Origin of the sequence: Streptomyces sp. NPDC127038 (genome assembly GCF_042725875.1) — a bacterium.
Classification (GTDB): Bacteria; Actinomycetota; Actinomycetes; order Streptomycetales; family Streptomycetaceae; genus Streptomyces.
The window spans coordinates 48,789-62,586 of sequence record NZ_JBHXDQ010000043.1; the positions used below are offsets into that span (position 1 = coordinate 48,789).

General features: G+C 71.9%; 11 protein-coding genes. 3 read left to right on the top strand and 8 right to left on the bottom strand.

All coding sequences use genetic code 11. From position 1 onward, the window contains the following. The first annotated feature begins 52 nt into the window (after positions 1 to 52). On the top strand, positions 53 to 1,105 hold the full coding sequence (locus ACFWI4_RS26420) for a lytic polysaccharide monooxygenase (RefSeq protein WP_387200783.1): 1,053 nt from the start codon (positions 53 to 55) through the stop codon (positions 1,103 to 1,105). A gap of 217 nt (positions 1,106 to 1,322) precedes the next feature. Here ACFWI4_RS26420 and ACFWI4_RS26425 read toward each other — a convergent pair whose 3' ends face one another. Further along, positions 1,323 to 2,183 carry an alpha/beta fold hydrolase gene (locus tag ACFWI4_RS26425; protein WP_339128434.1) on the bottom strand — a complete coding sequence of 287 codons (861 nt, stop codon included), beginning with the start codon at positions 2,181 to 2,183 and terminating at the stop codon, positions 1,323 to 1,325. Between the two features lie 170 nt (positions 2,184 to 2,353). Next, positions 2,354 to 2,800, bottom strand: coding sequence for a MarR family winged helix-turn-helix transcriptional regulator (locus ACFWI4_RS26430; protein WP_385405256.1), 447 nt, complete (start codon positions 2,798 to 2,800; stop codon positions 2,354 to 2,356). Positions 2,801 to 2,950: 150 nt separating this feature from the next. Here ACFWI4_RS26430 and ACFWI4_RS26435 point away from each other — a divergent pair, with 150 nt between their 5' ends. Then, the gene (locus ACFWI4_RS26435; RefSeq protein WP_385405254.1) at positions 2,951 to 3,325 is read left to right on the top strand and encodes a cupin domain-containing protein; all 375 of its coding nucleotides are present in this window, start codon (positions 2,951 to 2,953) and stop codon (positions 3,323 to 3,325) included. Positions 3,326 to 3,334: 9 nt separating this feature from the next. Here ACFWI4_RS26435 and ACFWI4_RS26440 read toward each other — a convergent pair whose 3' ends face one another. From ACFWI4_RS26440 to ACFWI4_RS26465, 6 genes are all read right to left on the bottom strand, one after another. Then, on the bottom strand, positions 3,335 to 4,309 hold the full coding sequence (locus ACFWI4_RS26440; RefSeq protein WP_387200787.1) for a hypothetical protein: 975 nt from the start codon (positions 4,307 to 4,309) through the stop codon (positions 3,335 to 3,337). Beyond that, positions 4,306 to 7,875 carry a DNA polymerase III subunit alpha gene (locus ACFWI4_RS26445; protein ID WP_387200790.1) on the bottom strand — a complete coding sequence of 1,190 codons (3,570 nt, stop codon included), beginning with the start codon at positions 7,873 to 7,875 and terminating at the stop codon, positions 4,306 to 4,308. The genes ACFWI4_RS26440 and ACFWI4_RS26445 overlap by 4 nt, the downstream gene beginning before the upstream one ends. A gap of 228 nt (positions 7,876 to 8,103) precedes the next feature. Further along, positions 8,104 to 9,186: a S1 family peptidase gene (locus ACFWI4_RS26450; protein WP_387200793.1), complete on the bottom strand. Its 1,083-nt coding sequence runs from the start codon at positions 9,184 to 9,186 to the stop codon at positions 8,104 to 8,106. 595 nt (positions 9,187 to 9,781) lie between these two features. After that, positions 9,782 to 10,681, bottom strand: a complete 900-nt coding sequence (locus tag ACFWI4_RS26455) for a S1 family peptidase (RefSeq protein ID WP_387200796.1) — start codon at positions 10,679 to 10,681, stop codon at positions 9,782 to 9,784. A 262-nt stretch (positions 10,682 to 10,943) separates the two neighbouring features. Beyond that, entirely contained in the window at positions 10,944 to 11,726 is a 783-nt protein-coding gene (locus tag ACFWI4_RS26460; RefSeq protein ID WP_387200799.1) for a DUF1684 domain-containing protein, read from the bottom strand. 82 nt (positions 11,727 to 11,808) lie between these two features. Beyond that, on the bottom strand, positions 11,809 to 13,059 hold the full coding sequence (locus ACFWI4_RS26465) for a DUF5685 family protein (protein ID WP_387200802.1): 1,251 nt from the start codon (positions 13,057 to 13,059) through the stop codon (positions 11,809 to 11,811). 289 nt (positions 13,060 to 13,348) lie between these two features. Here ACFWI4_RS26465 and ACFWI4_RS26470 point away from each other — a divergent pair, with 289 nt between their 5' ends. Then, entirely contained in the window at positions 13,349 to 13,786 is a 438-nt protein-coding gene (locus ACFWI4_RS26470) for a cell division protein SepF (RefSeq protein ID WP_387200805.1), read from the top strand. Positions 13,787 to 13,798: the final 12 nt, after the last annotated feature.

Below are 13,798 nucleotides of genomic sequence, written 5' to 3' on the forward strand. Positions count from 1 at the left end.
GCGCCGTGCGGGGCTCACCCCCCACGTACCAGGACCGTTCGAGGAGTTCCCCATGTCCGCACGCCGCAAGGCCGCCGGCGTCGCCGTGCTCGGCACCGTCCCGCTCGCCCTGTCCGCGCTGGCCGCGGTGCCGGCGGCGGCGCACGGTTCGATGGGGGACCCGGTGAGCCGGGTGTCCCAGTGTTACGCCGAAGGGCCGGAGAACCCCAGGTCGGCGGCCTGCAAGGCGGCCGTCGCGGCGGGCGGCACCCAGGCGCTGTACGACTGGAACGGCATCCGCATCGGCGACGCGAACGGGCGGCACCAGGAGCTGATCCCGGACGGCAAGCTGTGCAGCGCGAACAGCGCCGAGTTCAAGGGGCTCGACCTGGCGCGCGCCGACTGGCCCGCGACGAGCGTGAGCAGCGGCTCGTACAGCTTCAAGTACCGGGTGACCGCACCCCACAAGGGCACGTTCAAGGTGTACATCACGAAGCAGGGCTACGACCCGTCGCGGCCGTTGGCCTGGAGCGACCTCGATCTGACGCACCCGGTCGCGACGGCCACCGACCCGGCGGCCTCGGGCGGCTTCTACACCTTCTCCGGCACGCTCCCGGAGCGCTCGGGCAAGCAGCTCCTGTACGCGGTCTGGCAGCGCTCGGACAGTCCGGAGGCCTTCTACTCCTGCTCCGACGTGGCGTTCGGGGGCGCGGGCGGCGGCAAGGGCGCGGGCTCCGGCAGCGCTCCCGCGCCGAGCGCCTCGGCTCCGTCGGAGAAGCAGATCGAGGACGGCAGCGACAAGTCGACCGTGCACCACGATCACGGGCACGAGGACGCCGGTGCCTCCGCGAAGCCGGCCGCGAGCGAGTCCGGGGCGGCCGGGAACACCGCGTCGGCCGGACCGGCCGCGGAGACCCGGGACACCGTCGATTCCGCCGGGTCCGTGGACTCCGCGGAGAGCCGGCCGGAGGCCGCCGGTTCGGCCCGGAGCCTCGCCGAGACCGGCGGCGACGCCTCCACCTCGTACGTCGCGATCGGCGGTGCCGCCGCCCTCGCGCTCGGTGCCGCGGCGCTGTTCGCCTCGGTGCGGCGGCGCGCGACCCCGAGCGGCCGGCGCGGGCGCTAGGGCCGGGGGACGGGAATCGTCAGACAGGCCCTGGGGCGCGCCCCGGGAAGACCGGGGTGCGGAAACGACTCCGGGGGCTGACCGGCGGCTCAGGCCGGACAGCCCCCGGCGGCGTGGTCCGCCGTCCGCGGTCCGCACGCGGCGGAACGCGGACGGACGGACGATCACGCCGGCGCGCTCGGGCGGACCACCATGGACGAGTGGTCCGCCGAGCAGGTCAGCTGAACACGGACGCACAGGTGGTGGTCGACGCGTGCGCCGGGTCGAGCGCGTTCGCCACCTCGTGGTACGCGATCCGGTCGAGGATCCCGATGGCCACGTGCTCGGACAGGTCCAGGGAGCACAGGTTCTGCAACAGGACGTTGTGGACGTCGGATCCGCTCAGGAACTCGGACTGGTACGGGGTGACCACCTCGTCGTACTTGGTGGCGATGACCGTGTAGTGGACGCCGGGGACGGTGTCGCCGCCCGCGTTGAGCTTGGTCAGGAACGCGGAGCCGACGATCTGGTCCGCGAGTCCGGGGGTGGCCGCGGACAGCAGGTCCTTGGCTCCGGGGAAGTACGGGAGCAGGTTGGTGAGCCCGTTGAGGTTCGTGCCGTGGTTGTCGGGGGCGATGCCGACGAGGGCGTTCACCTTGGCCGCTCCGCCGAGGAACTTGAGGTAGTAGCGGGGCATCATGCCGCCCTGCGAGTGTCCCACCAGGTCGACCTTGGCCGCGCCGGTGGCGGCGAGCACCTTGTCGACGAACACCTGGAGCTGCGCGGCCGAGGCGTCGATCGGGCCGAGGCCGTTGAACAGCGGGACGCCGGGCAGCTGCCCGTAGTCGAGGGAGAAGACGCAGTACCCGCGGCTGGTCAGGTAGGGGGCGAGGGCCAGCCAGTTGTCGACGGAGTTCCCGAAGGTGCCATGGACGAGCACGACGGGGCGGGGGTGTGTGGCGGAGGGCTTGCAGGAGTAGTTGTTCCAGCCACTGCTGGGGGCGGAATCAGCTTGTGCTGCGGCGGCGGGGACGATCGCGACCGTGGCGGTCAGGAGCAGCGCGGCCAGGGGTCTGAGCACTCGCTTCCAGGGCAGCATCGGGTGATCTCCTTGCGGCTCAAGGGAGTTGTGGGGGTGTACGCCCTGCGATCCGGATCACGAGGATGCTGTTCACTCGTCAAGTTACGGTCGAGTAGCAGATGTGTGAAGTTACGCGTCAGTAAAAACTTCCAGTGATAACCAGGGTGATCGTCGCCGGTGACGGAACGTCACCAGGTGGGCTTGATCGGACCGTAGGGCGCGATGCTCGTCAAGCGCGTGCGCAACGCGCGCATTTCGCTCTCCCCCAGCACTTCGGCCCACGCCCGTACGGCGTCCGCGGCCGCCTCCTCGGCCGCCCGGGTGCAGGCCCACCCCAGTTCGGTGAGCACCACGAGCCGGGCCCGCGCGTCCTCGGGATGCGGCCGCCGCTCGACGTACCCCCTGCGGACGAGTTCCTCGACGAGCTGGCTGGCCGCCTGCTTGGTGACCCCCAGGTGGGCGGCGATCTCGGTGACGGTCGCGCCGTCCGGCGCGAGCCGCGCGAAGGCGAAGCCGTGCGCGGGGCGCACCCCCTCGAAGCCGCGGGCGACGACCCCCTCGTGGATACGTTGCGTCAGCTCGCCGGCGGCGGCGAGCAGGGCGGCGGACAGGGCCATGGCCTCGGAGTTCTGCACGCACGCATTCAAACACCCTTGACTATTCGGTCAAGCAGCTTGACTATGTTCATCATGGATGGTCAAGCAACTTGACCATCTTCCATCCCGGCCCCATCCAGACCCCATCCAGACCCCGCCCCGATCCCGATCCCGACCCTGGAGGCACCCGTGCCCGTCATCCGTTCGTCCGAAGCCGTCGTCCACGAGATCCACGGCGCCCGGTTCGTCTCGTACGCCTCTCCCCGCAGCGGCAGCAAGGAGCTGTGCGCCTGGCGTGCGGAGATCCCCGCGGGGCACCGGGCCCCCGTGCACACCGTCGACCGCGAGGAGGTCTTCCTGCTCCTCTCCGGAGAACTGCTGGTCACCCTCGACGGCCGCACCGAGCGGATGACCGAGGGCGACACCCTGATCATCACCCCGGGCGTGTCCTTCGGCGTCGAGAACCCGACCCGGGAGACCGCGCTCTCCTGGGTCACCACGTCCGTCGGCCTCCGGGCGGAGCTGGCCGACGGCTCGGTCCTCACACCGCCCTGGGCCAACTGAGCCCTCGGCTCAGGCGGCCAGCGTCCCGGGGCCGATCACATGCGGGCCGAACTTCGCCCGCGCCCGGTCGGCGACCTCCTCGATACGGCGGACCTTCTCGTCGACCGGGTCGAAGGTGAGCTGACGGGAGGCCTGCGCCGCGGGGGTCAGGCCCTCGGCCCGCAGGGCGATCACCCGGACCCGGGCCCGCTGGAGGCCGAGCGCCTCGTACATCCGGTACGCGGTGCCGGTCAGCGTCGCGGAGTGGGCGGTGGGCTCCCTGAGGGTACGGCTGCGGACGGTCGCGGAGCGGTCGGCGTACCGCACGGTGAGGGTCAGCGTGCGGCAGACCTTCTCCAGGGAGCGCAGCCGGGTACCGAGCTCCCCGGCCGTGGAGAGCAGGGCCCGGCGATGCATGGAGGGATCCAACTCGTCGTACGAGAAGGGGTGTTCGGCGGCCAGGGACTGCGAGGTGGCGTTCGGCACGACCCGGCCGCGGTCGATGCCGGACGCCTTCTCGCGCAGTTCACGGCCGGGCCGGACACCGGTGAGACGCTGGAGCGTGGACAGGGGCGCGGCCGCGACCTTGCCGATGGTGTCGAGGCCGTACTCGCACAGGGTGCGGGCGGTGGCGCCGCCGACACCGGGCAGCGCGGCGACGGGCCGGCCGGCGAGGAACTCCGTGACGGCGTCCGGTTCTTCGGGCACCACCCGGGGCACCCCGGGCACGGCGTCCCGCAGCGCCATCCGCGCGAGCATCGGCCCGGGCCCGGCGCCGATCACGCAGTCGGTCCCGTACAGGGCGAGCGCCCGCACCCGGATCAGCGAGGCGAACTCGACGGCGCCGCGCCCGAAGTAGCGCTCGGCACCCCGCAGATCGAGCAGGGCCGCGTCGGGCGGCAGCGCCTCGACGACGGGGGTGAACTCCTCCAGGACGCCGAGGAGCCGGGGCAGGGCGGCCTCGTCCAGCGGAGGCAGCTGGAAACGTACACAAAGGACGGTCATCCCGCACTCCCCGGACTCTGGTGCCACAACTTCTTCCCACCCGCGGGACCTTCGCCCGCGGGACGCAGATCGGCCCAGGGGTGCATCTCGTACCCCGTTGGCATCCGGATCGTCCGGCCGCCCCCGGACGGACCGCCACCATCGGACGGACCGCCGTCACCGGACGGTTCGAGCCGCCGCGGCCCCCGCGGACCTCCCCGCCCGTCCGGCTCCCCCGGCTCCTCTCCCGAACTGCCCCGCTCCCCCTGCCTCTTCGGCCGTTCCGGCGCGGGCTCGGCCAGGCGCGCCGCCACCACGTCGAGACCGCCCTCGGCGCGCAGTTCGGCCAGTTCGGCGAGATTCCAGGCCGCCGCGCCCACCACGCTGAGGCTGCGCGGGCCGCGGCGCTGCACCACTCCGCGTACGAGCAGCAGCCAGGAGTGGAAGACGGTGTGGGCGCAGGCGTCGTGGGAGTCGTCGAAGAAGGCGAGGTCGACCAGGCCCGTCCCGTCGTCCAACGTGCTGAAGATGACCCGCTTGCCGGACCGGATCGGCGGGGTCTGGGTGGCCGCCTTGGCGCCCGCGACCAGGACCGTCTCGCCGTGCCGGGCCTCGCGCAGCCGACGGGCCGTGACCACGCCCAGCTCTCCCAGGAACGCGCGGTGATCGTCCATCAGATTGCGCGAGGCGTCCATCGAGAGCACGCCCAGTTCGGCGCTCAGCCGTTCCGCCGGGGACAGGTCGGGCAGCCCGGCGGAGGCGGTGTTCCGCCCGCCGGACAAAGGGAGTTGGCCGCCGCCCGCGCCCCGGGACCCGCGGTGCAGTTCGGTCAGGTGCAGTTGGAGATCACGGCGGTTGGCGCCGAACGCGTCCAGCGCGCCGACCTGCGCGAGCCGCTGGGCGAGCGGCCGGCTCGGCCGGGCCCGTTCCCAGAAGTCGAGCAGCGAGGCGTACGGCTGCCCGTCCGCGATCCGCGCCGCCTCGGCCTCGCTGATGCCGTGCACGTCGGAGAGCGCCAGCCGGACACCCCACCGGCCGCGGGAGACGGAGGAACCGGCGGGACCGTCCCCCTTCGGATCGGACACCAGTTCGATACGATGGGCGACCGCCGACCGGTTCACGTCCAGCGGCAGGATCGGCACCCCGCGCCGCCGCGCGTCCGCCAGCAGCAGCCGCTTCGGATACATCCCGGGGTCGTGCGTGAGCAGCCCCGCGTAGAAGGCGGCCGGATGGTGGGCCTTCAGCCACGCCGACTGGTACGTCGGGACGGCGAAGGCGACGGCGTGCGCCTTGCAGAAGCCGTACGACCCGAAGGCCTCGACGATCTCCCAGGTGCGCGCGATGGTCTCGGTGTCGTACCCCTTGACCGCCGCGTGCTGGGCGAACCAGAACCGGATGCGCCCCTGCGACTCGGGGTCGGACAGTCCGCGCCGCACCCGGTCCGCCTCGTCGCGTCCGCAGCCGGTCATGATGTCGACGATGTCGATGATCTGCTCGTGGAAGACGACGACTCCGTACGTCTCCTTCAGGGGCCCCTCCAGATCCGGGTGGGGGTAGCGGACCGGCGCCCGGCCGTGCCGTGCCTCGATGAACGGCCGCACCATGTCGGCGGCGACCGGCCCCGGCCGGAAGAGCGAGATGTCGACGACGAGGTCGTGGAAGGTCGCGGGCTGGAGCCGTCCGACCAGGTCGCGCTGGCCCGGCGACTCGATCTGGAAGCAGCCCAGCGTCTCGGTGGACCGGATCAGCCGGTACGTCGCCGGGTCGCCCGGCGCCACCGCGTCGATGTCCGGCCGGTCCCCCGTGGCCCGCTCCACCTCGGCCACCGCGTGCGCCATCGCGGACTGCATCCGCACGCCCAGCACGTCGAGCTTGAGCAGACCGAGGTCCTCGACGTCCTCCTTGTCGAACTGCGACATGGGCAGGCCCTCGCCGCTGGTCGGCACGACCGGCGTGCGGGCGAGCAGGGAGGCGTCGGAGAGGAGCACCCCGCACGGGTGCATGGCGATACCGCGCGGGAGGGCGTCGAGGGATTCGACGAGGTCCCACAGCCTGCCGTACCTGTCCTTCTCCCTCGCCAGCTCACGCAGTTCGGGGAGTTCCTTCATGGCCAGACGGGCGTCACGGGCCCGGATGTGCGGGAAGGCCTTGGCGATCCGGTCGATCTCGGCCGGGTCCAGCGAGAGGGCGGCGCCCACGTCACGGACGGCGTGCCGGACGCGGTAGGTCTCGGGCATGGAGACGGTCGCGACCCGTTCGGTGCCGAACCGGCCGATGATCGCGCGGTAGACCTCCAGACGGCGGGCGGACTCCACGTCGATGTCGATGTCGGGCAGCACCGGGCGGCGCTTGGACAGGAAGCGTTCCATCAGCAGCCGGTGCTCGACGGGGTCGGCGTGCGCGATGCCGAGGAGATGGTTCACCAGGGAGCCGGCCCCGGAGCCTCGGGCCGCGACCCGGATGCCCATCTTCCGTACGTCGTCCACGACCTGAGCGACCGTCAGGAAGTAGGAGGCGAAGTTGTGGTGGGCGATGATGTCCAGCTCGTGGTGCATCCGCTCCCAGTAGTCGCGGCGGTCGGCGTAGCCGCGCAGCACCATGCCCGCCGCCGCGCGCGAGGCGAGGACGCGCTGGGCGGTGCGCCGGTCCGCGCCGACGAGGTGCGGTTCCGGGAAGCGGACGCCGCCGATGCCGAGGTCGTCCTCGGGGTCGACGCGGCAGGCGGCGGCGGTGGCCCGTGTCTGTTCGAGCAGCCGGAGCGCGGTGTCACGGCGGTAGCCCGCCGCCTCGACGATCCGCTCGGCGGCGGCCAGCATGGCGGCCTCGTCCTTGAGCCAGGCCTCGCCGGAGTCCAGCTCGCCGCGGGGGTCGACGGGGACGAGCCGGCGGGCGGCGTCCAGGACGTCGGCGACGGGGCCGAGTCCCGCGTCGGCGTACCGGACGGCGTTGCTGAGCACGGGGCGCACCCGCTGCTCGGCGGCGAAGCCGACCGTGCGGGCGGCCAGGCGCAGGGAGCCGGGGCCGGTGCCCTGGCGGCCGTGCCAGACGGCTTCGAGGCGCAGGGCGTCGCCGTAGATCTCCCGCCAGGGCGCGAGCAGCACGGCCGCGCGGTCGGGGCGGCCCGCGGCGAGCGCGCGGCCGACGTCGGAGCCGGGGCCGAGCAGCACGGTGAGGCCTTCGGCGTGGTTGTCGGGCCAGGGCAGCAGCGGGGGGCCGTCCGCCTTGCCGCCCGCGTGGGTCGCCGTGACGATTCTGCACAGGTCGGCCCAGCCGGCGGCGCCGTCCCGGGCGAGGAAGGTCGCGCGGGGTGCCGACTCGTCGACGAAGGCGCCGCCGCGCACCGGGGTGCGGCGGCGCTCCCCCCGTACGGACTCCCCGACCGCGAGGTCCACGCCGAACAGCGGTCGGATGCCCGCCTTCGCGCAGGCCTTGGCGAACCGGACCGAGCCCGCGAGGGTGTCCCGGTCGGTGAGCGCGAGGGCGTCCATGCCCCGCTCGGAGGCGCGCTCGGCGAGGCGCTCCGGGTGCGAGGCCCCGTACCGCAGGGAGAACCCGGAGGCGGTGTGCAGATGCGTGAATCCCGGCACGCACACCTCCCGACCTGTGAGCCTTTACGGCTCTCGAACATTCGTTCCCATCTATCCCACCCCCACCATAGACCAATTCTCGAACGCTTGTACGACATCCGCCCGGACCCGGTGCCACCTGCGGGAACGCCGGGAGCCCCGCCCCCGCGACACGCGCGGGGACGGGGCTCCGCCCTCCCGGGAAGGCCGGCCGGGAAGGCAGTCGGCGGCCCGGTACTCCGAAGGCCGTCAGCCGATCTGGGCGCCGAAGGCCGAGAGCGCCTCGGTCACCGGCTGGAAGAAGGTCTCGCCGCCCGCGGTGCAGTCGCCGCTGCCGCCGGAGGTGAGGCCGATCGCGGTGTCGCCGGAGAAGAGCGAGCCGCCGCTGTCGCCGGGCTCGGCGCAGACGTCGGTCTGGATGAGACCGTTGACGACATCGCCGTTGCCGTAGTTCACGGTGGCGTCCAGGCCCTTGACCGTGCCGTCGTGCACATGGGTCGTGGAGCCGCTGCGGGTCACCTTCATGCCGACGGTGGCGTCGCCCGCCTTGGTGATGGGCTGCGTGGAGCCGTTGTAGAGGTCGACCTCGCTCGGGTGATCCGTGGTCGCCGTGTACTTGACCAGACCGAAGTCGTTGTCGGGGAAGCTGGACTGCTCGTTCGTGCCGATCTGCTTGCCGCTGGAGTCCGACCAGGTGGAGATCGCCTCGGTGCAGTGCCCGGCGGTGATGAAGTACGGCTGGCCGCCCTTGACCACGTTGAAGCCGAGCGAACAGCGCCCGCCGGAACCGCTGATGGCGTCTCCGCCGGCGATGAAGGGCTTGAACTCCCCCTTCGTCCGCCGGAGTTCGGCCTTGGCGCCGAGACCGTCGACGACCTTGGTCAGTCTGGCCCACTGGGCGTCGGAGACCGTGCGGTCGGCGGTGACGACGACCTTGTCGGTCCGCGGGTCGGTCGCCCAGGACGTACCGGGGACGGTCGCGCTCTTCTTGAGCGTGGCGCGGGCGCTCGCCAGCTCGGCGAGGGAGTTCTCGACGATCCTCGGCCTCGCCCCGGCCGCCGCGACCGCGTGGGCCGCGCTCTCGTCGAGCACGTTGACGACGAGGTGCCGGGACTTCGCGTCGTAGTACGTTCCCGCGACCCCGTTCCCCAGATTCTCACCGAGGGCCGAGGCGAGCTTTCCGGCCGCGGTGACGGAGAGGGTGTGCGGCTCGGGGTTCTTCGGGACCTCGCTGGCGTTCGCAGTCTGGAAGGTCACTCCGGCGGCGATCAGCGCGGCGATGCCCGCGCCGGTCACGAGGGCACGCCGCTTCGCTATACGTCGGTGCTTCAACTCACGTCCTCCTGTGGGGGGTCGGTCCGGGAGGTTGTGGGGACCTCGGGGACCGGAAGGCGTACGAACATGGGCTCCGAGCACGGCGAAAAGTCCGTACCGTCGCGTCCATGCCAGTTGTTCCTCGACCACTATTCCGAGACGCACAGGGAACACACAAGGTCGACTTCAGGACGTCCGTACGACAACAGCCGTACGTGTTCTACGTCGTGACCGTGCGGTGGTCACACCCGTGGATTCGCACAGCAAACACCGCGTGCACACCGCACCTCCACGGCGTACGGGATTCCGCCTGTCTTGATATCGCCCTCGGGCGGAGCGTCGGGTCCGGCCGACCGGGGCTGCCGGGGATCGGCCGACTCGCCACGGACAGGGATGTGTTGCGGATCCGGGGCCCGCTCGGGAACGGCCGGCCGTCCGCCACCGGGACAAGGGCGAGCCCCCGCACGCTGGTTGCGTGCGGGGGCTCGCCTGCCGAACCGCTTGCCGTGGGTCCGGCCGCGCGGAAACCCGTGGGGGGTGCCGGCCTCATGGGTCGACCGGTCGAGGAGTCGACGAGTCGATGGAGCGGCCGGTCCTTCGCGCGGCCGGACGGTCAGCCGACGCTCACGCCGTAGTAGCTGAGCGCCTCGGTGACCGGCTGGAAGAAGGTCGTGCCGCCGGAGGTGCAGTCGCCGCTGCCGCCGGAGGTCAGACCGTACGCCACGCTGCCGCCGTACAGCGGGCCGCCGCTGTCGCCGCCCTCGGCGCAGACCGTGGTCTGGATCATGCCGTAGACGATGTCGCCGCTGCCGTAGTTGACCGTGGCGTTCAGAGCGGTGACCCTGCCGCTGTGGGTGCCGGTGGTCGAGCCGCGCCGGTAGACCGTGGTGCCCACGCTGGGCGTGGCCGCGCTGCTGATCGTCTGGCTGCCGACCGCGCTCGGGTGCGCGACCGAGGAGTTGGTGTAGCGGACCAGCGCGAAGTCGTTGGTCGGGAAGCTGTAGCTGACGTTCGTGCCCAGCGTCGTGGTGTGGCCCGAGTTGGAGTACCAGGTGGAGGCGACCTGACCGCAGTGGCCTGCGGTCAGGAAGTAGTAGGTGCTCCCGCTGTGCACGTTGAAGCCGAGCGAACAGCGGTAGGCGCCGCCGTAGATGGCGTCGCCGCCGGTGATCAGTTTCTTGAAGGTGCCCGCGGTGTGCTTGATGGTGAGCGCGCCGGCGTTGCCGCCCGCCTCCCGCTTGATCTGCGCGATCTCCGCCTTCGAGACCGTGCTGTCGACGGTGACGACCACGCGGTTCGTCTTGGCGTCGACGGCCCAGGCGGTGCCCGCTATGTCGGACTTGAGCACCGACTTCCCTGCGCTGCTCAGCTGGGTCGCACTGAACGTGTGGGCGTCGGACGCGTTCGCGCTGGGGACCGCGAACGCTGCGGCGGCGACGAGTCCGGTGGCCACGGCGATCAGCCGGCTCCGTCTCGCGATGCCACCACGGGGGGTTGTGCGCTTGATCCTCACGTTTCATTCCTCCGAAGGGAAGTAAGGGGCCCCATCTCGTGGGGTCGGGGCCCGTGAGGCGCAGCCGGGAGCCGCTCGTCCGGATTCCGAACAAGCCATGCCCCTGACAAGCGCTGATGGGGAGTATTCGGCTGTGCGGCCGACAGACGCAAGGGCACCTTTCGGCCGTGCAGCGTTCAACTTGCTCTCACGCAATGGAGGTTGATCATCGGACCACTGAGGGCGCCGGGTTCCCCCGGCGCCCTCGGAAGTCACGGGGGTCTCAGGCCAGTCGGCGCTCCCCCGCGGCGACGGCGACGCGCAGCGTATTTCCGGGCGGCGGGAACGGGCAGACGAAATGATCGGCGAACGCGCACGGCGGGAGCACGGTCCGGTTGAAGTCCACCGTCGTGCGGCCCTCGGCGTCGGGCGCCTCCGGACGCAGGAACCGGAAGCGGTAACTGCCGTCCCCGCTGGTGGTGTCGGCGAACACGGCCCACAGCGAGCCGTCGCTCTCCACCGACACCTGGAGGGTGAGGTCCTGTCCGTCCAGGGTGAAGGCGAGGACCCCGCCGAGGGGGAGCCCGCGGGTCACTCCGTCGGCGTTCTCGACGCGCACGGTACGGCCCTCGCCGTACGGGGTGAACCGCCCGGGCACCGACCACCGCGGGTCGTACGGGGTCGCCTCGATGCCCGCGAAGGCCTTCCGGGCGGGCGCCTCGGGGTCGTAGGCGCGTACGCCCCAGATCTCCTCGCGCACCAGCACGACGAACCGCCGCTCCCCGCGCCCGATCCGGGCGCCGCCCGCCGGCCCGTAGTCGGCGTCCAGCACGATGTCCCCGGTGAACGGCTCGCCGTCGACCGTGAGCCGTTCCTCCGGCAGCGCCGTCAGGGCCACTCCGTCGCCCTTGACGGCCCATTGCCCGGGGATGTCCGGAAGTCGACCCTCCGGATAGTCCTCGATCCAGTGGGTCCCGATCAGGGCGAGCGGGCCGTACGGCGCGGACACCGTCGCCACACGGTGCTCCTGCCAGTGCTTCCAGTCCTCGGATGCGTCCGTCGTCATGTGATCAACCCTTGCACACGGGCTCGCCTGACCGGGGTACGGGAGAGGCCCCGTGTCATGACGGGACATCACCCCCGCGCGGTCAGCATCCGCAGTCGCAGCACTCACAGCATTCGCAGCACTCGCAGCACTCACACGCGTCGCAGCAACCGCCGTCGCAGTCGCAGCTGTTCAGGCACCCTTCGCGCTTCTTGCGCGACCACGGGCCCTCGTACTGGTCGGCGCAGCACAGCTTGCAGGTGCAGCAGAGTCCGACGGCCGCGGCGCAGCCCGCCCAGAATCCGCGCTTGCCGGGAGGCGGCGGAAGGACGGGTCCGCCGCCGAAGGGGTTCCCGCCCCCGCCGGCGTACGGGTTCCCGCCGTGCTGGGGCGGCCCGAAGGACCCCTCGGGCCCCGGCATCAGTGCGGAGCCCGTCGCGTCGAGGAGGACACCGGACCCGGCGGAGCCGTGCGCTCCGCCCCCAGCGTGCCCGCACCCCGACGTGCCGAACGCCCGGTCCACCGAGCGGCGCAGTTCATGGACGAGCAGCATGTGGGCCAGCCCGCTGTCGGTGAACTCGGCCTCGCGCAGGGCGAGCCGTATCCCGTGCAGGGCGTCGTCGGCGAGCCTGCGGGCCTCGGTGAGCGGGGTCCCGGTGGCCGTGAGCGGGTTCCAGGCTCCCGCGGCCGCGTCGGCCTCCCTGTCTTCCACGGCGTCCAGCAGATGGGCGAGGCGTCCGAAGAGCCGGCCCGCCTCGGCCAGCGGAGCGGCGTTGCCGGGGCGGCCGGCGAGGACGGCGGTGTGCGCGAAGGCGGCGGCGGTGGCGGTCTCGGTGGGTTCCGTGACGGTCAGCAACGGCGTTCCGGGCCCGGCCAGCGCCTCGATCCCGAGCTGCCGGTCCACCGCGTCGACGAGCACGGCGGTGTCGAAGCCCACCGCGGTTCCCGTACGGGCGCCCGCCCTGCCCCAGCTCGTGGCCACCCGGCGCGCCGCGAACACGACCGGCCCGCGCGCGAGGAGGCCGTCCCCGTCGGCGACATGGTCGCGCACCTTCGCCGAGGCGAGGACCAGCGAGACGGCGGCGGCGAGCCGCGCGCCCTCGCCCTGCGCGACGGAGGCGGTCCGCATGCCCCGCAGCGGACAGGGCCCCGCGGTGCGCCGCGCTCCCGTCGCCCTTTCCGCCTGAGCCTCCGTCAGAACCGATATCAGCAGGCCGTCGTAGTTGGTGACCACCCGCGCGAACTGGCCGTGATCCCCGCGCAGTGCGAGACACAGCCCGCACAAATGCGCCATCCACTGCGTCTTGAGCCCCTCACCGAGACGGTGGACGCAGGGCCTCACGATTCCGAACACGACACTCCCCCGTGACCTGTACGACATTGCGGTCGGGCATCGTATCGACCCTTCCGTTCACCCGTACGCCCCGCTCGTCACCCGGTCGCCGAGAGAAATCATATTTCACTCTCAGTCAGCAGCCTTACCCCGTACGACCCTTGGGGGACGCGGGCTCTCGACGGATTCGCTGTGCACCAGTACCGTCACGAAACCCCCACGCGGCGTCTATCCACTTGGCGCGACATCCGCATCATGGACGACCATGGGGATGCGGAAGCACGAAAGACCGCTGTGAGAGGAGGCGTCCATGGGATCGGTGCGCAAGGCGAGTGCCTGGCTTGGCCTCGTCGACGACAACGATGACGAGCGTTACTACGACGACGACTACGCCGAGGGTCAGGACTCCGGCGACGCGTGGGTCACCGACCCGCGGGTGAAGGTTGCTTCCGAGACGGCGGAGGAGAAGGGCCGCCGGATCGGTACGGTCACCCCGGACAGCTTCCGGGACGCACGCGGTATCGGCGAACTCTTCCGGGACGGCGTTCCGGTCATCATCAACCTCACGTCCATGGAGGCCGCCGACGCCAAGCGCGTGGTGGACTTCGCGGCCGGCCTGACCTTCGGCCTGCGCGGCACGATCGAGCGGGTGGCGACCCGGGTCTTCCTGCTGACCCCGGCGCACACGGAGATCGTCAGCGGCGAGGCCGCGAGCCGTCAGACGGACGGTTTCTTCAACCAGAGCTGAGGCGGGGCCGCT

Bases quoted from the DNA above. Each gene is read 5' to 3' on its own strand.
- ACFWI4_RS26420 (WP_387200783.1), top strand. From the start codon at position 53: ATGTCCGCACGCCGCAAGGCCGCCGGCGTCGCCGTGCTCGGCACCGTC.
- ACFWI4_RS26425 (WP_339128434.1), bottom strand. From the start codon at position 2,183: ATGCTGCCCTGGAAGCGAGTGCTCAGACCCCTGGCCGCGCTGCTCCTG.
- ACFWI4_RS26440 (WP_387200787.1), bottom strand. From the start codon at position 4,309: ATGACCGTCCTTTGTGTACGTTTCCAGCTGCCTCCGCTGGACGAGGCC.
- ACFWI4_RS26460 (WP_387200799.1), bottom strand. From the start codon at position 11,726: ATGACGACGGACGCATCCGAGGACTGGAAGCACTGGCAGGAGCACCGT.
- ACFWI4_RS26470 (WP_387200805.1), top strand. From the start codon at position 13,349: ATGGGATCGGTGCGCAAGGCGAGTGCCTGGCTTGGCCTCGTCGACGAC.